This window comes from Nocardia sp. NPDC102475 (assembly GCF_055584605.1).
Window position 1 is genome coordinate 118,801 of record NZ_JBVJLS010000021.1, and the last position, 18,987, is coordinate 137,787.

At 65.0% G+C, this 18,987-nt stretch carries 18 protein-coding genes; 7 read left to right on the forward strand and 11 right to left on the reverse strand.

Annotated elements, in window-relative coordinates; genetic code table 11:
- Window positions 1–249 precede the first annotated feature (249 nt).
- A complete protein-coding gene (locus tag ACZ60G_RS32245; protein WP_465814955.1) occupies window positions 250–1,413 on the reverse strand; it encodes a steroid 3-ketoacyl-CoA thiolase in 1,164 nt (387 codons plus the stop codon).
- 98 nt (window positions 1,414–1,511) lie between these two features.
- Here ACZ60G_RS32245 and ACZ60G_RS32250 point away from each other — a divergent pair, with 98 nt between their 5' ends.
- Window positions 1,512–2,819 carry a cytochrome P450 gene (locus tag ACZ60G_RS32250; RefSeq protein ID WP_465814957.1) on the forward strand — a complete coding sequence of 436 codons (1,308 nt, stop codon included), beginning with the start codon at window positions 1,512–1,514 and terminating at the stop codon, window positions 2,817–2,819.
- A 137-nt stretch (window positions 2,820–2,956) separates the two neighbouring features.
- On the opposite strand, the gene ACZ60G_RS32255 is transcribed toward ACZ60G_RS32250, so the two are convergent.
- The 5 genes from ACZ60G_RS32255 to ACZ60G_RS32275 are packed head-to-tail and all read right to left on the reverse strand — an operon-like array spanning window position 2,957 to window position 7,450.
- Window positions 2,957–3,373 (reverse strand): nuclear transport factor 2 family protein, encoded by a 417-nt coding sequence (locus tag ACZ60G_RS32255; protein ID WP_433599996.1) that lies wholly within the window; start codon window positions 3,371–3,373, stop codon window positions 2,957–2,959.
- A complete protein-coding gene (locus tag ACZ60G_RS32260; RefSeq protein WP_465815023.1) occupies window positions 3,370–4,260 on the reverse strand; it encodes a TIGR03619 family F420-dependent LLM class oxidoreductase in 891 nt (296 codons plus the stop codon). Before ACZ60G_RS32260 ends, ACZ60G_RS32255 begins: the two co-directional genes overlap by 4 nt.
- 8 nt (window positions 4,261–4,268) lie before the next feature.
- Window positions 4,269–5,438 (reverse strand): thiolase domain-containing protein, encoded by a 1,170-nt coding sequence (locus ACZ60G_RS32265; protein WP_387286459.1) that lies wholly within the window; start codon window positions 5,436–5,438, stop codon window positions 4,269–4,271.
- The gene (locus ACZ60G_RS32270) at window positions 5,435–6,475 is read right to left on the reverse strand and encodes a thiolase domain-containing protein (protein ID WP_465814960.1); all 1,041 of its coding nucleotides are present in this window, start codon (window positions 6,473–6,475) and stop codon (window positions 5,435–5,437) included. The genes ACZ60G_RS32265 and ACZ60G_RS32270 overlap by 4 nt, the downstream gene beginning before the upstream one ends.
- Before the next feature lie 9 nt (window positions 6,476–6,484).
- Complete coding sequence (locus tag ACZ60G_RS32275) at window positions 6,485–7,450, reverse strand: Zn-ribbon domain-containing OB-fold protein (protein ID WP_465814962.1); 966 nt, start codon at window positions 7,448–7,450, stop codon at window positions 6,485–6,487.
- Window positions 7,451–7,619: 169 nt separating this feature from the next.
- Here ACZ60G_RS32275 and ACZ60G_RS32280 point away from each other — a divergent pair, with 169 nt between their 5' ends.
- Window positions 7,620–8,657 (forward strand): LLM class F420-dependent oxidoreductase, encoded by a 1,038-nt coding sequence (locus ACZ60G_RS32280; RefSeq protein ID WP_387286455.1) that lies wholly within the window; start codon window positions 7,620–7,622, stop codon window positions 8,655–8,657.
- An 85-nt stretch (window positions 8,658–8,742) separates the two neighbouring features.
- Window positions 8,743–10,275: an acyl-CoA synthetase gene (locus tag ACZ60G_RS32285; RefSeq protein WP_465815024.1), complete on the forward strand. Its 1,533-nt coding sequence runs from the start codon at window positions 8,743–8,745 to the stop codon at window positions 10,273–10,275.
- Window positions 10,276–10,320: 45 nt separating this feature from the next.
- Here ACZ60G_RS32285 and ACZ60G_RS32290 read toward each other — a convergent pair whose 3' ends face one another.
- Window positions 10,321–11,310, reverse strand: a complete 990-nt coding sequence (locus ACZ60G_RS32290; RefSeq protein WP_465814964.1) for a sigma-70 family RNA polymerase sigma factor — start codon at window positions 11,308–11,310, stop codon at window positions 10,321–10,323.
- A 183-nt stretch (window positions 11,311–11,493) separates the two neighbouring features.
- On the opposite strand from ACZ60G_RS32290, the gene ACZ60G_RS32295 reads away from it, so the two are divergent.
- On the forward strand, window positions 11,494–11,910 hold the full coding sequence (locus ACZ60G_RS32295; protein ID WP_387286451.1) for a VOC family protein: 417 nt from the start codon (window positions 11,494–11,496) through the stop codon (window positions 11,908–11,910).
- A gap of 76 nt (window positions 11,911–11,986) precedes the next feature.
- On the opposite strand, the gene ACZ60G_RS32300 is transcribed toward ACZ60G_RS32295, so the two are convergent.
- Window positions 11,987–12,763 carry a crotonase/enoyl-CoA hydratase family protein gene (locus ACZ60G_RS32300; protein ID WP_465814966.1) on the reverse strand — a complete coding sequence of 259 codons (777 nt, stop codon included), beginning with the start codon at window positions 12,761–12,763 and terminating at the stop codon, window positions 11,987–11,989.
- Window positions 12,764–12,849: 86 nt separating this feature from the next.
- Between ACZ60G_RS32300 and ACZ60G_RS32305 the strand changes: the two genes are divergently transcribed.
- Together ACZ60G_RS32305 and ACZ60G_RS32310 are read left to right on the forward strand one after the other, a co-directional pair.
- Window positions 12,850–14,499: an acyl-CoA synthetase gene (locus ACZ60G_RS32305; RefSeq protein ID WP_465814968.1), complete on the forward strand. Its 1,650-nt coding sequence runs from the start codon at window positions 12,850–12,852 to the stop codon at window positions 14,497–14,499.
- A gap of 7 nt (window positions 14,500–14,506) precedes the next feature.
- Complete coding sequence (locus tag ACZ60G_RS32310; protein ID WP_465815026.1) at window positions 14,507–15,337, forward strand: thioesterase family protein; 831 nt, start codon at window positions 14,507–14,509, stop codon at window positions 15,335–15,337.
- A 42-nt stretch (window positions 15,338–15,379) separates the two neighbouring features.
- On the opposite strand, the gene ACZ60G_RS32315 is transcribed toward ACZ60G_RS32310, so the two are convergent.
- Entirely contained in the window at window positions 15,380–16,561 is a 1,182-nt protein-coding gene (locus tag ACZ60G_RS32315; RefSeq protein WP_465814970.1) for an FAD-dependent oxidoreductase, read from the reverse strand.
- A 100-nt stretch (window positions 16,562–16,661) separates the two neighbouring features.
- Here ACZ60G_RS32315 and ACZ60G_RS32320 point away from each other — a divergent pair, with 100 nt between their 5' ends.
- A complete protein-coding gene (locus ACZ60G_RS32320) occupies window positions 16,662–17,252 on the forward strand; it encodes a TetR/AcrR family transcriptional regulator (RefSeq protein WP_387286445.1) in 591 nt (196 codons plus the stop codon).
- Here ACZ60G_RS32320 and ACZ60G_RS32325 read toward each other — a convergent pair.
- Both ACZ60G_RS32325 and ACZ60G_RS32330 read right to left on the reverse strand, forming a co-directional pair.
- Window positions 17,249–18,010: an SDR family NAD(P)-dependent oxidoreductase gene (locus ACZ60G_RS32325; protein WP_465814972.1), complete on the reverse strand. Its 762-nt coding sequence runs from the start codon at window positions 18,008–18,010 to the stop codon at window positions 17,249–17,251. The genes ACZ60G_RS32320 and ACZ60G_RS32325 overlap by 4 nt on opposite strands.
- Window positions 18,007–18,981 (reverse strand): hypothetical protein, encoded by a 975-nt coding sequence (locus ACZ60G_RS32330; RefSeq protein WP_465814973.1) that lies wholly within the window; start codon window positions 18,979–18,981, stop codon window positions 18,007–18,009. The genes ACZ60G_RS32325 and ACZ60G_RS32330 overlap by 4 nt, the downstream gene beginning before the upstream one ends.
- Window positions 18,982–18,987 lie beyond the last annotated feature (6 nt).

The following is an 18,987-nucleotide window of genomic DNA, read 5'->3' on the forward strand; positions in this document are numbered from 1 at the left end:
AGCTTCTAGGTACCGCTCCGGTGAAGTCACTGCGACGGTTGCGTTTGCGGGTCACGCCAACGGCTCTTGAGAAGGGGTGGTGTGAACCGGTTCTGGCCCGTCGCGAGGGTCTTCCCCGATAGGTCTATGATAGCGAAAAGATAGCTGATAGGTCATCTACGTGCCTGTACTGGAGTTTGTGTGGCGTACGACACGTTTTGGGCTCATTGGGATGAACGTTCAACTTTGGAGCAGAATTGGTTGAAACTGCTACAAACGCTCGATGATGGTGCCTGTCGCCAATGCGCCACCTGCGCACATGAGCACCATCGCGGTGCTGCCGCCGGATCGCTCCAGTTCGTGCAAAGCCGTTGTGATGAGCCGAGATCCGGTTGAACCGACGGGATGTCCGAGGGCAATCGCGCCACCGTTTACATTCACCCGGTCCATGTCTGGTTTGTGTACAGAAGCCCATGAAAGTGCCACTGCCGCAAAGGCTTCATTGATCTCGAAAAGGTCGATGTCGCCGATATTCATTCCGGAGCGTTCGAGCAGCCGCGTGCAGGCCTGCACCGGACCGTCGAGATGGAACTCGGGCTCCGCGCCGACGAGCACCTGGCTCACGATCCGCGCGCGCGGGCGCAAACCCGCTCGCTGCGCGGCCTTTTCGTCCATCAGCAGTACGGCGGCCGCGCCGTCGGAGATCTGCGAGGAGGTGCCCGCGGTGTGGATTCCACCCTCGAGTACCGGCTTCAGCTTGGCCAAGCCCTCGGGCGAGGTGTCGCGCAGGCCCTGATCCCTTGTCACGTCCAGCTTTTCGCCGGTGAGCTTGCCTTCCTTGTCGACGGCGGGCGCGGTCACGGTGAGCACCTCGCGATCGAAGCGTCCCTCGGCCCAGGCCTGGGCGGCCAGCCGCTGCGAGCGGACGCCGAGTTCATCGAGATCGTCGCGAGTGAAGCCGCGCCGCTTGGCAATACGCTCGGCAGCCTCGAATTGATTCGGCAGATCGATATTCCAGGAGGCCGGGCGACGCGGGCCCGCGTTTTCGCCGACGTTGGCGCCCAACGGAACTCGGCTCATCGCCTCCACGCCGCAGGCCATGCCGATATCGATGGCGCCGGTCGCGATCAGTCCGGCGATCAGATGGTTGGCCTGCTGCGCCGATCCGCACTGCGCGTCGATGGTGGTGGCGCCGACCTGCCACGGCAGTCCGGCGTGCAGCCAGGCGACGCGGGTCACGTTATTGGACTGTTCGCCGGCCTGGGTGACGCAGCCGCCGATGACCTGTTCCACCGCCGCGGGATCCAGGTGCGCCTGCTCGAGCAATCCGCGCTGGGCGACGCCGAGCAGTTCGGCGGCGTGCAGACCGGCGAGCCAGCCGCCGCGCTTGCCGATGGGGGTGCGAGCGGCCTCGACGATGACGGGTGTGCCCATGTCCAACCTTTCCTCTGGGACAGAAACTGAAACGTGTGTTCACGCCTGTGACGGCGGAATCTGTCCTGTTCTTCCCTCATTATGCAGCCTATGCTTGAATGATTGTAGAACGTGTTTCAGTTTGTCGAAGGAGACATCTGGTGGTAGACCAGCGGAATGCCCGGCCAAATCTGCCGGATGGGTTCGATTTCACGGACCCGGACATTTATGCCGAGCGTGTTCCGGTCGAGGAGTACGCCGAACTGCGCCGTACCGCACCGATCTGGTGGAATCCACAGCCCCCCGAGGTCGGCGGCTTTCACGACGAAGGCTTCTGGGTGGTGAGCAAGCATGCGGACGTCAAGGAGGTGTCGCGTCGCAGCGAGGTGTTCTCCACCTTCGAAAACACCGCGATCCCGCGCTTCAACGACGACATCACCCGCGAGCAGATCGAATTGCAGCGCTTCGTCCTGTTGAACATGGACGCACCGCAGCACACCAAACTGCGCAAGATCATCTCCCGCGGCTTCACCCCGCGCGTGATCAACGGCCTGCGTGCCGAACTGAAGACCAGAGCCGAGGCCATCGTGAAGGAAGCGATGGAGAACGGCGCGGGCGACTTCGTCACCCAGGTCGCCTCCGAACTGCCGCTGCAGGCCATCGCCGAGTTGATCGGCATCCCGCAGGAGGACCGCAGGAAGGTCTTCACCTGGTCGAACGATATGACCGGCTATGACGATCCGGAGAGCACGGCCGATCCGGTCGCCGCCTCCGCCGAGGTGCTCGGCTACGCGTACCAAATGGCCGCGGCGCGTAAGGAATGCCCGGCCGACGATATCGTGACCAAGCTGATCGAGGCGGATGTCGACGGCGATGAGCTGACGCCGGAGGAGTTCGGCTTCTTCGTGATCATGCTGGCCGTCGCGGGCAATGAGACCACCCGCAATGCGATCACCCACGGCATGGCGGCCTTCCTGGAGCATCCGGAGCAGTGGGAGCTGTTCAAGAAGGAGCGTCCGGCCACCGCCGCCGACGAGATCATTCGCTGGGCCACCCCGGTCACTTCGTTCCAGCGGACCGCGCTGGAGGACACCGAACTCGGTGGCGTGCAGATCAAGAAGGGCCAGCGGGTGGTCATGCTCTACCGCTCGGCCAACTTCGACGAAGAGGTCTTCGAGAACGCGGAGAAATTCGACATCATGCGAAAGGACAATCAGCACTTGTCCTTCGGCGGTACCGGCGCGCACTTCTGCATCGGCGCCAATCTGGCGCGGATGGAGGTCGATCTGATCTTCAACGCCATTGCCGACGCCATGCCCGATATCACCAAGCTCGGTGACCCCAAGCGGCTGCGTTCCGGCTGGCTCAACGGGGTCAAGGAATTCCAGGTCGACTACAAGGCCTCGGGCTGCCCGGTCGCGCACTGAATCGCCGGGGATCCAGGCTTGTGTCGGCAGCCTGGGTCCCCGGCCCTCGGTGACAGATAAGGGCCCCCGCACCGGTTTGCCCAATAGCCGGTGCGAGGGCCCTTGTTGTGCTGCCCCCGAGGGGAGAGGCAGCGCGCTCAGGTAATCGGTTCGGCCGTAGCCATGGCGCGGTCGACCTCCCAGAAGGCCCGCAGCGCGGCGATTTTGCCTGATTCGTCGACCTTGTAGGTGAATACGCCCTCGGCATCGATCTGGTGCCCGCCCATCTTGGTGCGGATCAGACCGGTGAAGGCGATCTCGTTACCGCAGGCGAAGGAGTCCTCGAACAGGAACTCGATCGAATCGGTCTTCGCGATCGCCATATCCCAGAAGGCCGCGATGGCCTCCTTACCGCGATGGCCCTTGCCTTCCGGATCGAAACCTGAAGGGCCGATGGGATCTTCGACAATGCCGTCGGTTGCGAACAGATCGACCCAGGCCTGCTTGTCCCTGGCCCGCACCGCGGCCTGCGAGGCGAGTCCGGCGGTCCTTGCTGGATGTTCGGAAGTACTCATACGCGTGCCTTCGCGACGATGGGGTCCTCGATATTCTTCGCGGCGAAGCGGCGCAGCGAATCCTGCTTTGCCGCCAGCTCACCGTCGAAGCCGATGCCGTCGGCCAGCCACGGGACCACGATCGCATCGGTCACCCCGGCATCGGCCAGATCCTGATAACCGGAGCGCCCGAACTTGTCGATGCACACCGCCTGGATTTCGAAAGGTGCACTCTCCCGGCCGAATTCGGTGCGCAGTGCGCCGAGCTTGCCGATGGTGACGCACAGTTCGTCGTAGGTCATCATCGCCGAGGTCCAGCCGTCACCGACCTTGGCTGCCCGGCGCAGTGCGGGCGCGGTGTGGCCGCCGATGTAGAACGGCACCGGCTCGCTCGGCGCCGGGCTGATCTGCAGCGGCTCGAAGTCGAAGAACTTCCCGTGGTACTCGACCATGCCGCCGCCGAGTACCAGCTTGATGACCTCGATCATCTCGTCGACCCGTGCGCCGCGGTCGGCGTAGGGCACGCCGCACCATTCGAATTCCTCAGGTGCCCAGCCGATTCCGACACCGAACCCGAACCGGTTACCGGACAGGTTGGCGACCGAGCCCACCTGGCGTGCAAGCAGCAGCGGATTGCGTGAGCCGAGCTTGAGCACGTTGGTGTAGAAGCGAATCCGGCTGGTCACCGCCGCCATGGCGGTCGCACCGATGAGCGGGTCGACCCACGGTGTCTCCGGGCCCCAGAAGCGGCTGCCGTCGGCGGTGTAGGGGTACTTCGCGGCCGCCGACTTCATATAGAACAGTGAATCCGGTAGTGCGATCGACGAAAACCCGCACTCCTCAGCGGTTTTCGCCAATTCCGGTAGCTGCTCCAGCGGACTCAGCGCGATACCGACGGTGAACTTCAGCGCGGTCATCAGTTCGGCTGCTCCGAGCCGACCACCCACATCGAGAAGTACTGCGACCCACCGCCATACGCGTGTCCGAGCGCCTTCTTGGCATTCGCGACCTGGTAGTCCCCGGCCCGGCCCATGACCTGCTTGGCGGCCTCGGCGAATCGGATGAGCCCGGAGGCGCCGATCGGATTCGAGGAGAGCACGCCGCCGGACGGATTGACCGGCAGCGTGCCGCCGATCTCGGTCTCACCCTTATCGGTGAGCTTCCAGCCGTCACCCTGCGGGACGAAGCCCAGGTTCTCCAGCCACATCGGCTCGAACCAGGAGAACGGCACGTAGATCTCGGCGACATCGATTTCGTTGAGCGGGTCGGTGATTCCGGCGGCCTGCCACAGTGCGGCCGCCGCATCCTGTCCGGCCTGTGGATTGACCTGATCGCGTCCGGCGAAGGTGGTCGGCTCGGTGCGCATGGCGGTGCCGTGCACCCACGCGACCTTCTTACCGGTGGCCTCGACGGCCTTCGCGGCATCCTCGTCACCGATCACCACGGCGCACGCACCGTCCGAGGACGGGCAGGTCTCGTCGAATCGGATGGGATCCCACAGCATTTGGGAGGAGAGCACCTTCTCCAGCGTGATATCCGGCTGGTGCAGATGGGCCAGCGGATTCTTCGCGCCGTTGCGGCGATCCTTCACCGCCACCATCGCGCCGATATGGCCCGGCGCATTCGAACGGCGGATGTAGGAACGCACGTGTGGTGCGAAGTAGCCGCCCGCACCCGCACCGACCGGCATGGTGAAGGGCACCGGAAACGACAACGCCCACATGGCATTCGATTCCGACTGCTTCTCCCAGGCGATCGCGAGCACGCGCTTGTGCACCCCGGCCTGCACCAGATTGGCGGCGACGATACCGGTGGAGCCGCCGACGGATCCGGCGGTGTGCACGCGCAGCAGCGGTTTTCCGGTGGCGCCCAACGCATCCGCCATATACAGCTCGGGCATCATGACACCCTCGAAGAAGTCCGGCGCCTTACCGACCACCACCGCATCGATATCGGCGATGGTGAGTCCGGCATCGACGAGTGCACGATCGATCGCCTCGCGGCACATGCCCGCCATGGACACATCGGTTCGTTTCGTCACGTGATGGGTTTGTCCGGTGCCGAGCACCGCAGCAGGGAAACTCATCGGCTCGCCTCCGAATCCAAAACGGCTACCAGGTTCTGTTGCAGGGCCGGACCGCTGCTGGCATGGGCGAGCGCGCGATTCGCGGTACCCGCGATAATCGCCTCGGCCGCGAAGCCGATGCGCTCCAGACCCGCCGAGAACATCGGATTGGCGGCGAGTGCGCCGCCCGACGGATTCACCTTGGTCTCGGACCGCAGGCCGATGGCCTCGGCGAGAATCAGCTGCTGATGGCTGAACTGCGCATGCAGTTCGGCGATATCGAAGCCGCTGGTATCGCCGCCGGTAACCGACTGTGCCGCCGCGGAAGTCGACGCAGAGACGGTCAGATCGCGGGCGCCGAGATTGGGGGTGTCCACCCGATGCGCCATGCCGGTGATCCAGGCCGGACGCTCGCACAGTTCGCGCGCCCGGTCGCCGACCGCGAGCACAATGGCTGCCGCGCCGTCGGTGACCGGTGCGACATCGTGCGCGCGCAGCGGATCGGCGACATACGGTGTGGCGAGCAGAGTTTCGATATCGCCGGAATCACCGGCGGCCACCGCCGCCATATCGCGCTCGGTCCAGCGTCCCGCATCCAGTCCGGCCTGCGCCTGCAGACCCGCGATGGAAAGTGCGTCCGGCCACAGCGGAGTGACCAGATACGGATCGAGCTGCATGGTCAGAACCTGGCGCAGCGTACCCGCCGAGGACTTGCCGAACCCGTACACCAGCGCCGTCTGCGCCTGGCCGGAGCGGAGTTTCACGAATGCCTCGTAGAGCGCCCACGCGGCGTCCATTTCGACATGCGATTCGTTGATCGGCGGCACCGCGCCGATGGCATCGACCGCCGAGATGAACGAGAAGGCGCGGCCGGCAAGGTAATCCGAGGAACCCGAGCACCAGAAGTCGATATCGGACTTGGTAATGCCGAGTCGGGCGTAGAGCTGCTGGAAGATCGGCACCAGCATCTCGACACCATTGGTGGTGCCGAAGGTCTCCGGCACATGCGGTGCGTGAGCGAAGCCCACAACCGCGATGTCGGTATCGTTGTTCGTCAACGTGGCCTCTCAGAGATGGTGCTTATAGGTCTCGTAGTCGGCATCCGGCTCGCCGGTGGGTCGGAAGTGGTCCACATTGCTGAGCCCGAAGCCCCACTCCTCGCGCGGTTTCCACACCGCCTCCACCCGCATGCCCATCCGCACCTCGCTCGCGTCGCATCCGAGCACCAGGTGCAGCACCGGGATATCCGCGCCGTCGAGCAGCACATATGCGGCCACGTACGGCGGTTTGATCCGCTGGCCCATGAACGGCACATTCACGATGCAGAAGGTGGTGACGATGCCGCGGTCGGGCAGTTGGACGATTTCGTCGGTCGGCCTGCCGTCGGTCGGATTGGCGCCGCGCGGCGGGAAGTACACCTTGCCCGCGGCGTCCGTGCGCCCGCCGAGCAGCTTGCCCTCGGCCAGACCGCGCAGGTAGATGGTCTCCTGCGGCGACGCGCTGTGCATGTACTGCAGGTCGACCGGGGTGATGAGCACCTCGATCGGCTCGCCGTCCGCGCTGGATTCCGCCGGTGCGGTGGACGTCTCGCCCGGTTCGAAGCAGGCGATGTCCTTGATGCTGCCGATGGTCTCCTCGGCCCAGCGTGCGACCACGCGCAGTCCGGTGTGGATGTCCTCGGGTGTGGAAACATCGACGGCGTGCAGCAGCGTGGTGTCCGCGCCGTCGAGCTTGATCAGTGCCCAGGCGAACGGGCGGTCGAACGGCTGACCGGGCAGCGGATCGCGCACGAAGGTCCACGACTGGACGGTGCCGGTATCGGCCACATCGACGAATTCGGTCAGCGGTGCGGAGGTGACCGGATCGTATTCGGGCGGCGGCACCAATACCCGCCCGTCCGAGCCACGCACACCGGCGATCCGGCGGGCGCGCAGCTTGGCCAGGAAGGTGCCGATGGTCGGTCCGACCGATCGCGTGTAGTCGAATTGCACCCGGAGGGGTGCACTGAGTACGTCGGGCGCGGCAGTGTTCAATTCCGACCCTCTCTCATCCGCGATTGTCCCGGATGCGGTATGCCCACCCGTCGCCCGACCACCACCCCTCGAGGAGTCGCTCCGCGACGCAGTATTTTCATCAGCCACGAAATCGAGTAGAACAGGTTCTTATTCTGGTGGCAAGAAGTTGGCTGGAAAGAGGTCTCCCATGAAGTTCGGATTGCAACTCGGGTACTGGATGGCGCAGCCGCCACAGAATGCCGGTGAGATGGTGGTCGCCGCCGAAGCGGCCGGTTTCGACGCGGTCTTCGCGGCCGAATCCTGGGGATCGGATGCCTTCGGGCCGCTGATGTGGTGGGGCTCGTCGACGAATCGGGTGCGGCTGGGCACCTCGGTGGTGCAGCTGTCGGCGCGCACGCCCGCCGCGACGGCCATGCACGCACTGACGCTGGACCATCTCAGCGGTGGCCGGGCCATCCTCGGGCTCGGCGTTTCGGGTCCGCAAGTGGTCGAGGGCTGGTACGGACAGCCGTTCGCCAAGCCGTTGCAGCGCACCAGGGAGTACGTCGGCATCATTCGCCGCATTCTGGAGCGGCAGGCGCCGGTCACCAATGACGGGCCGCAGTACCCGCTGCCCTACACCGGACCCGGCGCCACCGGACTCGGCAAGCCGCTCAAGCCGATCGTGCATCCGCTACGAGCGGATTTGCCGATCTGGCTGGGTGCGGAGGGGCCGAAGAATGTGGCGCTGACGGCCGAGATCGCCGACGGCTGGCTGGCGATCTACTACGCGCCGCGGCTGGCCGGCATGTACAACGACTGGCTCGACGAGGGCTTCGCCAGGGCCGGCGCACGGCGTTCGCGGGCGGATTTCGAAATTGCCGCGAGCTGTCAGGTGGTGATCACCGACGATCCCAAGAGCGAGTTGGAGCGGATGCGCTGGATCATGGCGCTCTACATCGGCGGCATGGGCGCACCCGAACTGAATTTCCATGCCCAGGTCTACCGCCGGATGGGCTATGAGCGCGAGGTCGACGAGATCGGCAGGCTTTTCCAATCCGGAAAGAAGGCCGAGGCCGCCGCCATGGTGCCGGATGAGCTGATTCTGGATACATCGATCATCGGTGACGAGGAGCATGTGCGTAAGCAACTCGGCGTGTGGGAAGCCGCAGGCGTCACCGAGATGCTGGTGTCGGTTCCAGATATCGAGCAATTGCATCGGCTCGCACCCCTTGTACAGATGTAGAACACGTTCTAGATTCGTAGGGGTGACTGATTCACCCACCCCGTCGGCTCCGCCTCCTCACCATCCCCCGAGGGAGTCAGTAGAAATTCTCGGTCTCTGGAACATCGCGAACGCGGAACCCGATCGGATCGCACTGGTGGATCCATCCGGGCGCGAGGTGAGCTATCGCGAATTGGCCACGCTCGCAAACCGCTACGGCACCGGACTGCGGGCGCTCGGCCTGCAGCCCGGCGACGTGCTGGTCAGCATGGTGCACAACTGCGTCGAGGCGGTCGCCGCCTACTTCGCGGCCTATCAGGCCGGGCTGTACATCGTCGCGGTGAACTGGCATCTGACCGGCCCGGAGGTCGCCTACATCCTCGGCGACAGCGAGGCCAAGGCCTTCATCGCCAGCGATCGGTTCGCCGCCGCCGCGATCGCCGCCGCGGATGAGGCCGGGCTGCCCGCCACCGCGCGCTTCGCGGTCGGCGAGATCGAGGGCTTCAAGTCGGTGTCGTGGCTGGGTGCCGCCGATACCGGTCGCCCCGATAACCGGACCACCGGCGCGCCGATGCTCTACACCTCGGGAACTACGGGGCGGCCCAAGGGCGTTCGGCGTCCGCTCACCGGCACCGACCCCGATGTCGTACCGCCGCATTCGCCCGCCTTCTTCGGCCTGTTCGGGCTGAAGCCCTACGACGATCACGTGCACATTTGTGGTTCGCCGCTGTACCACACCGCCGTGCTGAACTTCGCGACGATCTCGATCCAGTTGGGGCACAAGGTCGTTCTGATGGATCGCTGGGACGCCGAGGAAATGCTGCGGCTCATCGACAAGCATCGGGTCACCCACAGCCATATGGTGCCGACCCAATTCCACCGCCTGCTCGCGCTGCCCGCGGATGTGCGCGCCAAATACGACGTTTCGTCGCTGCGCAGCATGGTGCACGGCGCGGCGCCGTGCCCGGCCGAGACCAAGCGGCAGATGCTGGAGTGGTGGGGCCCGACGGTCACCGAGTACTACGCGGCCACCGAGGGCGGCGGCACGGTGATCAACGGAACCGAATGGCTCGCGAAGCCCGGCTCGGTCGGCAAGGCCTGGCCCTGGTCGGTGATCAAGGTGCTGAGCGAGGAAGACGGCTCCGAAGTTCCCGCGGGCGAGACCGGTCTGGTCTACATGCGTATGGGCGCGTCCAGCTTCGAATACCACCACGCCAAGGAGAAGACCGAAGAGGCAAGGGTCGGTGACCTTTTCACGGTCGGCGATATCGGCCACCTCGACGAGGACGGCTACCTCTACCTGCACGACCGCCGCTCCGATCTGATCCTGTCCGGCGGTGTGAACATCTATCCGGCCGAGATCGAGAACGTGCTGACCACCCACCCGAAGGTCGAGGATGTCGCGGTCTTCGGTCTGCCCCATCCGGATTGGGGCCAGGAGGTCAAGGCCGTCGTCCAGCCGGTCGCGGGTGTCGAGGGCAACGACGAACTCACCGCCGAGCTATTGGCCTTCGCCGCAGCCCAATTGGCGAAATACAAAATGCCTCGCTCCATCGACTACCTGGACGAACTCCCTCGCGACCCCAACGGCAAGCTCTACAAGCGCAAGCTCCGCGACCGCTACATCCCGGCGTCGTAACACGAATCGAGCCCTCCGTGCCTTTGCGCGGAGGGCTCGACTCGTTCAGGCAGCTTCGCGCAGTTCCGGCGCCAAACCGAAGAGCGGGAACAGCTTTTCGGTGTCGAGGAAGAAGTTGAGTCCGGCGATCGAGTCGCCGTCCAACTCCAGCACCGTGATGGACCACGGCACCCAGACGCCAGGCTCGGTCTCGCTCGGCTTGTAGTGGCCGAACGCGGGCAGCCCGTTGGCGCCTGCCAACCGGATCATGCGGGAATCGCGGCAGCCCTTGCCGTGGCCGAGCATGAACGCGGCCACATTCTCGGGGCCCGAGACCCAGAGTTCGATCGGCGGCATGGACAGCGCCACATCGGTTTTCAGCAGGGTGGTCAGGGTGTCCATATCGTAGGCCTCGAAGGCCTTGACGAAATCGTCGACGAGTTTGCGCTGATCGTCATCGGTTTCGTCATAGGTGTCGGTGGCGGTCGGCTGCACCTTCGACATGGTGGCCCTGGCGCGCTGCAGTGCGCTGTTCACCGAGGCGGGGGACATGGTGAGTGCCTCGGCCGTCTCGCTGGCCGAGAAGCGCAGCACCTCGCGCATGATCAGGATGGCGCGCTGGGTAGCGGGCAGATGCTGACAGGCCGCGACGAACGCCAGCCGCAATGTGTCCTTGGCCGAGGCGTGCTCGGCCGGATCCGATCCGAAGGCCAGTGCGTTCGGGATCGGTTCGATCCAGACGTAATCCGGTTGCGGCATCGGCATCGGCGAATCCGGCCGCGACGGACCGGACAGATCCATCGGCCGGGCGCGGCGTTGCGGGCCGTCGAGCATATCGAGGCAGACATTGGTGGTGATCTTGTACAGCCAGGACCGTAGGCTGGCGCGACCCTCGAATGAGTCGTAGGACTTCCACGCGCGGGTGAAGGTCTCCTGCACCGCGTCCTCCGCTTCGAAGGAGGAGCCGAGCATGCGATAGGCGTAGGCGCACAGTTCCCGCCGGTGTCCTTCGAAGGATTCGAGGACTTCCGGGGTGAGGCCGACGGAGTCGTTCATGGGTGTCACCCTGCCACAGCCCACCGACACATTCGAGACCTGAATTGCCTCTACCAGCGGTTTCAAGATCATCGCTGCGGTGTGGCAGATGTGTTCGGCCACACAGTGCCCGGAACCGATGAGTTTCGCGCGCTCGATCCGTCTCTACATAGAGACCGCCGAAGCCGACGTAAGGGATCCCGCATGCCCAGCAAGATGATCTTCATCAACCTCCCCGTCGCGGACCTGGGCCGGTCCAGAAACTTCTACGAGGCGATCGGCTGGAAGGTGAATCAGGACTTCACCGATGAGAATGCCGCGTGCATCGTCATCGACGACAACATCTGCGCGATGCTGCTGACCAAGGACTTCTATTCGAACTTCAGCAAGCGCCCGATCGCCGACACGATCGCGACCAGCGGCGGCGCGTACGCGTTATCCCTGGCCAGCGCACAGGAGGTCGACGCACTCACCAATGCCGCCCTGGCCGCAGGCGCCACCGAGGAAATCAACGACGATCGCCGCGCCCAGGAAGCCCAGGTCGGCATGTTCGGCCGCACTTTCATCGATCCGGATGGCCACCAGTGGGAGCCCTTCTGGATGGACTACCCCGGCAACTGATCGACGCCGATGCCGGTCGAATGGTGGCCCGAGTGATCCGGTGGCACCACTCGACTTGCCTCGGCGCGAACGTAGTTCAGCTGCCGGTGAAGGTGGGCTTGCGCTTCTCGGCGAAGGCCTTCGGGCCCTCTTTGGCATCGGCCGACCGGAAGACCGACATGCCGAGTTTCGCCTCGATCTGGAAGGCGTCCTCTTCCGGCATGGCCTCGGTCTCCCGAATGGTGCGCAGAATCGCCTGCACCGCGAGGGGACCGTTGGCCGCGATCTGCGCGGCGAGTTCGAGCGCCTTGTCCAATGCGGTGCCGTCCGGCACCACATGCCCGATCAGCCCGATCTCCTTGGCCTCGCCGGCGGTGATGTGCCTGCCGGTCAGCAGAATGTCGGCGGCGACGGTGTAGGGAATCTGGCGGACCAGCCGCACGGCCGAGCCACCGAGCGGAAACAGACCCCAACGCGCTTCGGATACACCGAATTTCGCGCTTTCGGCGGCCACCCGGATATCGGTCCCCTGCAGGATTTCGGTGCCACCGGCGATGGCCGGGCCCTCCACCGCCGCGATCAGCGGTTTGGTGAGTCGACGGCCCTTGAGTAGCGCCTCCAATTTGGTCGGATCGAAGCTGCTCGCGTTGTCACCGGGGTGCCGTGCGGTCATCGCCTTGAGGTCCATGCCCGCACAGAACGCGCCACCCGCACCGGTCAGGATCGCGACGCGGATATCGGAATCGTTGTCCACCTGGTCCCAGGCGTCGCGCATGATCGCCATCATCTCGGCCGAAAGGGCATTGCGGGCCTCGGGCCGATTCATGGTGACGATGAGGACGTGATCGCGTTTCTCGACGAGGCAATCGGGCATTGGGAGATTCTCCTGACTTTCCAGGGGGCCGGGGTGGGTCAAATTCAGCCTTGTCAGAAACAGTAACACGTTCTATTTTTAGCTCTGTGAGCTACAACATAGCGGACCTAGTCGAACACGCCATCGATCTGATGCCCGACCGCGTAGCGCTGGCCGACGACGGCCGCGAGGTGACTTACGCGCAGCTGGAGGAGCGGGCCAATAAACTCGCGAACTACCTGCTGCAACAGGGTGTCCAACCGGGTGACAAGGTGGGCATCTATTCGCGGAACACGGTCGAGGCCGTCGAGGCCATGGTCGCGGTCTTCAAGGCGCGCGCCGTGATGATCAACGTGAACTTCCGTTACGTCGAGAACGAGTTGCAGTACATTTTCGACAATTCGGATATGGTCGCGCTGATCCACGAGCGCCGCTACAGCGACCGGGTGGCCGGGGTTCGCCCGAATACGCCCCTGCTGAAGACGGTCATCGTCGTGGACGACGATACGACCGGCACCATTGCGACCGCAGCCGATTCGGTGGAATACGAGACGGTGCTGGCCGAGTCCTCTGGTGAGCGCGACTTCGGCGAGCGCTCGTCCGATGACATCTTCATGCTCTACACCGGCGGCACCACCGGCCTGCCCAAGGGCGTCATGTGGCGGCACGAGGACTGGTGGCGCGTGCTCGGCGGCGGCATCAACTTCCTCACCGGCGAATACGTCGAGGACGAATGGCATCAGGCCAAGACCGGTGCGGGCAATCCGCAGATGGTGCGGTTCCCGATTCCGCCGATGATCCACGGCGGCTCGCAGACCGCGACCTTCCACAGCCTGTTCGACGGCGGTAAGGCCGTGATGATTCCGGAGTTCACCGGACACGGCGTGTGGCAGCACATCGACCGGCACAAGATCAACCTCATCTTCATCACCGGTGACGCCATGGCTCGGCCGATGATGGATGCGCTGGCCGAGGGCAATCCGGAAACCGGTGAGCCGTACGACCTTTCGAGCCTCTATCTGATCGCCAGTAGTGCGGCGCTGTTCTCGCCGACGCTCAAAGACCAGTTCCTGGAACGCCTGCCGAACCGGATGATCACCGACTCCATCGGCTCCTCCGAGACCGGCTTCGGCGGTCTCTCCGTTGTCGCCAAGGGTGCCAACCACACCGGCGGCCCGCGGGTGAAGATCGATGCCGCCACCCAGGTGCTCGACGACCAGGGCAATCCGGTGGCACCGGGCTCCGGGCAGGTCGGGTTCCTCGCGCGCAGCGGCCACATCCCGGTCGGCTACTACAAGGACGAGGCCAAGACCAAGGCAACGTTCAAGGAGTTCAACGGAATTCGCTACTCCATCCCCGGCGACTACGCCCGGGTCGAGGAGGACGGCACCGTCACCATGCTCGGCCGCGGTTCGGTGAGCATCAATAGCGGCGGCGAGAAGATCTATCCGGAGGAGGTCGAGGGCGCGCTCAAGATCCACCCCGAGATCTTCGATGCGCTCGTGGTCGGCGTTCCGGACGAGCGGTGGGGACAGCGGGTGGCCGCGGTCGTGCAGTGTCGTGGCGACAAGCGTCCCACCCTCGACGAACTGCGTCCGGTGCTCATCCAGGAGATCGCGCCCTACAAGCTGCCGCGCAGCGTGTGGTTCGTCGATCAGATCAAGCGCAATCCGGCGGGCAAGCCCGATTACCGTTGGGCCAAGGCGCAAACCGAGGAGCGTCCGGCCGACGAGCACATCGAGGCGAGCAGCAAGTAAATTGGCTATTCGCCTGGGGTTTTTCGAGGAGACCACACTCGGCTTCGAGCCGTTGCCCTTCGCCGCGAGTGCCTGGTCGCCGGATATGATCAACGGTCCCGCCATCTGCGGACTGCTGGCGCAGGCGCTCGAGCGTGAACACGGTCAGGACGGATTCGTGCCGGCCAGGCTCACCGTCGACCTGTTCCGGCCGACGCGCAGGCAGCCGGTCCAGGTGGTCACCGAATCGGTGCGCGACGGGCGGCGGATCCGGGTCGCGGATGCCGCGCTGATGCAGGACGGTGTCGATGTGGCCAGGGCGACGGCGGTCTTCTTGAAGAAGTCGGTACAGCCGCCGGGGGAGCTGTGGACCCGACCGGACCAACCCGCGCCGCCGCCGGTCGAGATCTCGCCGCCGACGGATCTGCCCCGTGCTCCGATGTGGGGCAGCGATGCCCATGCCGACGGCTGGTCGACGCGGATCGGTGAACATCAGAACGGCAGTCGCAAACGGACCTGGCAGGTGCCGATGTCGTTGATCGAGGGGCAGGCGCCGTCCGCATTCGTCGGTGCGACCATCATCGGCGAGGGAACCAGCATGATGACCAATTGGGGCAGCGCCGGAATCGGATTCATCAATACCGATCTGACCCTGGCATTGGCGCGGGCCGCCGTCGGCAGGGAAATCGGACTCGAGGCCGATATGCACATCAGCGCGGAGGGCGTCGCGGTGGGCACCGCGACACTGTTCGATCGGCACGGGTCTTTCGGGACCTGTGTGGTGACCGCACTGTCGAATGCCGAACGTCAGGTCGATTTCTCCAACGGGGTCGACCACGTCGAGGCCGCGAATAGGTAAGGCCCGCCAGGCAACTTGCCGGGCGGGCCGTTCAGGCAGGGACTATCGGTTGGCGAGTTCCGCGAGGCGGAATGCCAGCTTGTTCCGGACCGCCGGGATGCTGGTCGCCACCGTCATAGCGGTATTGCGGACGATGCGTGCCGGGAGCGGGCGCAAGGTGGCCATCTTCGTCATCCGATCGGTGAAGGCGACGACGCCGAGAGCCACTGGGCGACGGGTGGTTTCGTAGGTATCGAGCACGCTGTCGGGCTCGCCGCTGACGACCCGGGCCAGCAGCGGACCGAGGAAGGCCGCATCCTGGATGCCGGTGTTCATACCTTGTCCGCCCGCCGGGCTGTGCACATGTGCGGCATCGCCGGCCAGCAGCAGACGGCCCGCGCGGTAGTGATCCGCGACGCGGTGGTGCACCCGGAAGCGCGAGCTCCACAGCACCTCACGGACTTTCACGGTGCCGCCGGGGCCCCGGGTGTCCAGGATCTTCTGAATATCCTCGACACCCGGGTGCTCGGGTGTCTCGTCGACGGTCGCGACGACCCGGTACCGATTCGGATCGGTCTCGTCCGGCAGCGGCGCGACAACCGTCACGCCCTCCGGCGAAAGGTGCAGTGCCACTTCGTCACGCGCGATCGGCCAGTCCATCCGGACATCGGCGAGGACGAAGGATTCCGGGTAGGTGTCGCCGGTGAAGCCGATACCCGCCTGCTCACGGACGACGCTGTGCATACCGTCCGCGCCGACCACATAGTCCGCGCGGATCGTGCCGGTCGCGCCCGCAGCATCGACGTATTCGACTGTGACGCCGTCATTTTCATCGACGACCTCGGTGATCCGATAGGGCCGGTGCACATCTCCGCCCGCCTTGCGCAACTGTGCCAGCAGTACGGCCTCGGTGGTGTCCTGCGGAACCATCAGCGTGTACGGGTACTCGGTGGGCAGTCCGCCGAACGGCACTGTGGCCAGTGTGCGGTTGCCGTCCAGCACCCGGAAGGTCGGCACCACGATGCCGCGCTCGACGAGTTCCTCGGCGATGCCCAGTTCCTGTAGCACCTCCAGGGTCCTGGCGTGTACGACGGCGGCGCGCGAAGTGTTCGCGCCCTCGGCGAGCCGGTCCAGCAGTACGAAGTCGATACCGGCGTCGGCCAGGGTGATCGCGGTGGTCAGTCCGGCCGGACCGGCCCCGACGATGACGACGGAAGTGGTCTCCGGCAGCGGGGTGGTGTTCATCGGAACTCCTAGGTCAACATCTGTAGGCCAACGCTTGTTGGCATAACCGTAGCGCGATCGGCTTGCGGAAGTCAACAGTTGTTGGCATACACTTGTTGGCATGAACATCGAGCCTGATCAACCGCCTGCACGTCGCTCCGATGCCACTCGCGCCGCGATCCTGGCGGCGGCGCGCACCCGCTTCGCCGCCGAGGGGTTTCGCAAGGCGACCATCCGCGCCATCGCCGCCGATGCCGCGATCGATCCGTCGATGGTGATGCGTTACTTCGGCAGTAAGGACGGGCTTTTCGCCGCGGCCGTCGATGTGCGCCTCGACCTGCCGGATCTCGCCGCGGCCGAGCCAGATGCCCTCGGGGAGTTACTGGTTCGCCGATTCTTGGCGATCTGGGAGGACCAGGCCGATGACAAGGTGCTGGTGATCTTGCTGCGCTCGTCCATCACCGATGAGGGTGTGAGTCAACGCTTTCGGCAGATCTTCGCCGAACAGGTGCTGCCCGCGGTGCTGCGCTTCGGCGATCCGGCCGACGCGCAGCGCCGCGGGGGTTTGATCGTCACTCAGCTGCTCGGGCTCGCGCTGTGCCGCTATGTGCTCGAGCTGCCACCGGTGGTCGGCCTGACGCGGGAGCAGATCATCGCCGATATCGCACCGACCCTCCAGCGCTACCTGACATCGGAGCCGATCAGTGCCTAGACGTGCGCGCCACCGTCGACGTGAATCGTTGTGCCCGTGATGAATTCGCCGTCTGCTGAAGCGGCCATCGCGACCACGCCTGCGACCATCTCGGGCGATCCGAGCAGCGGCCCGATGGCCGGAGCCATCTTGCTCATCAGGCCCGGATCGATATCCGGTGGCACATCGAGCAGGCTGTAGGTCATGGCCGTCTCGATGCCGCCGGGCGAGACGCAGACCGCGCGTAGATTCCGCTTGCTGTACTCCAGCGCCAGCACCCGCGTGAAGGCCTCCAGTCCGCCCTTGCTCGCCGCGTACGCCGCGCGATACGGCGCGGCATAGGACGCGGCATTAGAGCTGATATTGACCACCACCCCGCGCCCGGACTCGAGTAGTGCGGGCAGGGCAGTCCGGGTCACCAGGAACGTTCCGGTCAGATTGGTGCCGAGGACGGTATTCCACAGCTCGGTGGTGGTCTCGTGGGTATGCGACATGCGCACGATCCCAGCGGCATTCACCAGCACATCCAGGCCACCGGCCAGCAGTCCGGGCACCGTCTGCTCGACAGCGGCCTCGTCCGCGATATCGAGCGACGCGACGGTGAGCCGGTCGCCCGAGTCCTGATCCATGGCGAGCTGAGCGGTCTTGGCGAGACCATCGCCGGTTCTGCTCACGCCGATCACCTCCGCTCCCTCCTCGAGCAGTCGCAAGACGATGGCCCGCCCGATGCCGGAACCCGCGCCCGTCACCAGCGCTCGGCGTTGCGTGAAACGTTTCATACGCTCTGCACATCCCGCTCGGCCGGCAACTGCGCTATCTCGGGCAGCCGGTCGAGATCGATCGGCTCGGCAACCAACTCGACCGGGAAGGGCCGAACTGCGGGCTGTGGCAGGCCGGGGCCGAGGATCAGGCCACCGCGGATGCCGATGCGATCCATTTCCTGGATCAACGGCTCGTAGCGGGCGGGCTGCAAGTTGTTGTGCAGCACAAAATCTCGAATATCGTCGGCGGTGGTCAAACTGCGCTGCCGCACCGGTGAGCAGACCGGGAATTTCGGATCGCGGAAGGTCATATCGTCGACGAAACCGCGCATGAAATCCGCGGCATGCTGTTGCAGCGGCGAATGGAACGCGCCCTTGTACGCGTCGAGTACGAACATTTGGCGGGTATCCGAGGACGCCTCGATTTCGGCCAGGATCTCTTGCAGTGCCGTGAGATAACCCGAGATCACGAATGATCGGTGCACGTCATCGATCGGGCCGGTGTCGACGGCCAGATGCACACCGGGGCGGCGTGCACCGTAATAGTTCGCCGGATCGTCCTCGATCGGCGTGTACATCAGCCCCATCCCTTGTGCGGCAACACCTTCCGGCGATTCCGGCACGAGCCTGCGGTAATGCAGCATGCCGAACAATTCGTGCCGCTCCACGGCTCCGGCCACACAGGTGCTGATCAGCGCGCCCAGGCTCAGCCCACCGGCGGCCTCCGGCTCGAAACCGCGTGCCGCCAGATCCTCGGCGAGACCGAGTGCGAATGCGGCCTGACGCAATGCGCCGAGGCTGTGCCGATCCTCCGGTTCGCTCGCCATTTCCACGGCCGATTCCCGCGCGCGCAGTCGGTCCACCGATAGTCCGGTCACCGCGGCGGCTTCTTCGTAGGCGAGTGCGATGGACGGGCACCGCTCGCAGAACTCATCGATGACTTCGGCGGTCAGACTGACCTGTCCACCGAACAGAAAAGAAACCCTCATTGCATG

Excerpts from the sequence above, each read along its gene's own strand:
- ACZ60G_RS32245 (WP_465814955.1), bottom strand. The coding sequence starts at position 1,413 with ATGGGCACACCCGTCATCGTCGAGGCCGCTCGCACCCCCATCGGCAAG.
- ACZ60G_RS32250 (WP_465814957.1), top strand. The coding sequence starts at position 1,512 with ATGATTGTAGAACGTGTTTCAGTTTGTCGAAGGAGACATCTGGTGGTA.
- ACZ60G_RS32255 (WP_433599996.1), bottom strand. The coding sequence starts at position 3,373 with ATGAGTACTTCCGAACATCCAGCAAGGACCGCCGGACTCGCCTCGCAG.
- ACZ60G_RS32265 (WP_387286459.1), bottom strand. The coding sequence starts at position 5,438 with ATGAGTTTCCCTGCTGCGGTGCTCGGCACCGGACAAACCCATCACGTG.
- ACZ60G_RS32280 (WP_387286455.1), top strand. The coding sequence starts at position 7,620 with ATGAAGTTCGGATTGCAACTCGGGTACTGGATGGCGCAGCCGCCACAG.
- ACZ60G_RS32290 (WP_465814964.1), bottom strand. The coding sequence starts at position 11,310 with ATGAACGACTCCGTCGGCCTCACCCCGGAAGTCCTCGAATCCTTCGAA.
- ACZ60G_RS32295 (WP_387286451.1), top strand. The coding sequence starts at position 11,494 with ATGCCCAGCAAGATGATCTTCATCAACCTCCCCGTCGCGGACCTGGGC.
- ACZ60G_RS32300 (WP_465814966.1), bottom strand. The coding sequence starts at position 12,763 with ATGCCCGATTGCCTCGTCGAGAAACGCGATCACGTCCTCATCGTCACC.
- ACZ60G_RS32315 (WP_465814970.1), bottom strand. The coding sequence starts at position 16,561 with ATGAACACCACCCCGCTGCCGGAGACCACTTCCGTCGTCATCGTCGGG.
- ACZ60G_RS32320 (WP_387286445.1), top strand. The coding sequence starts at position 16,662 with ATGAACATCGAGCCTGATCAACCGCCTGCACGTCGCTCCGATGCCACT.
- ACZ60G_RS32325 (WP_465814972.1), bottom strand. The coding sequence starts at position 18,010 with ATGAAACGTTTCACGCAACGCCGAGCGCTGGTGACGGGCGCGGGTTCC.
- ACZ60G_RS32330 (WP_465814973.1), bottom strand. The coding sequence starts at position 18,981 with ATGAGGGTTTCTTTTCTGTTCGGTGGACAGGTCAGTCTGACCGCCGAA.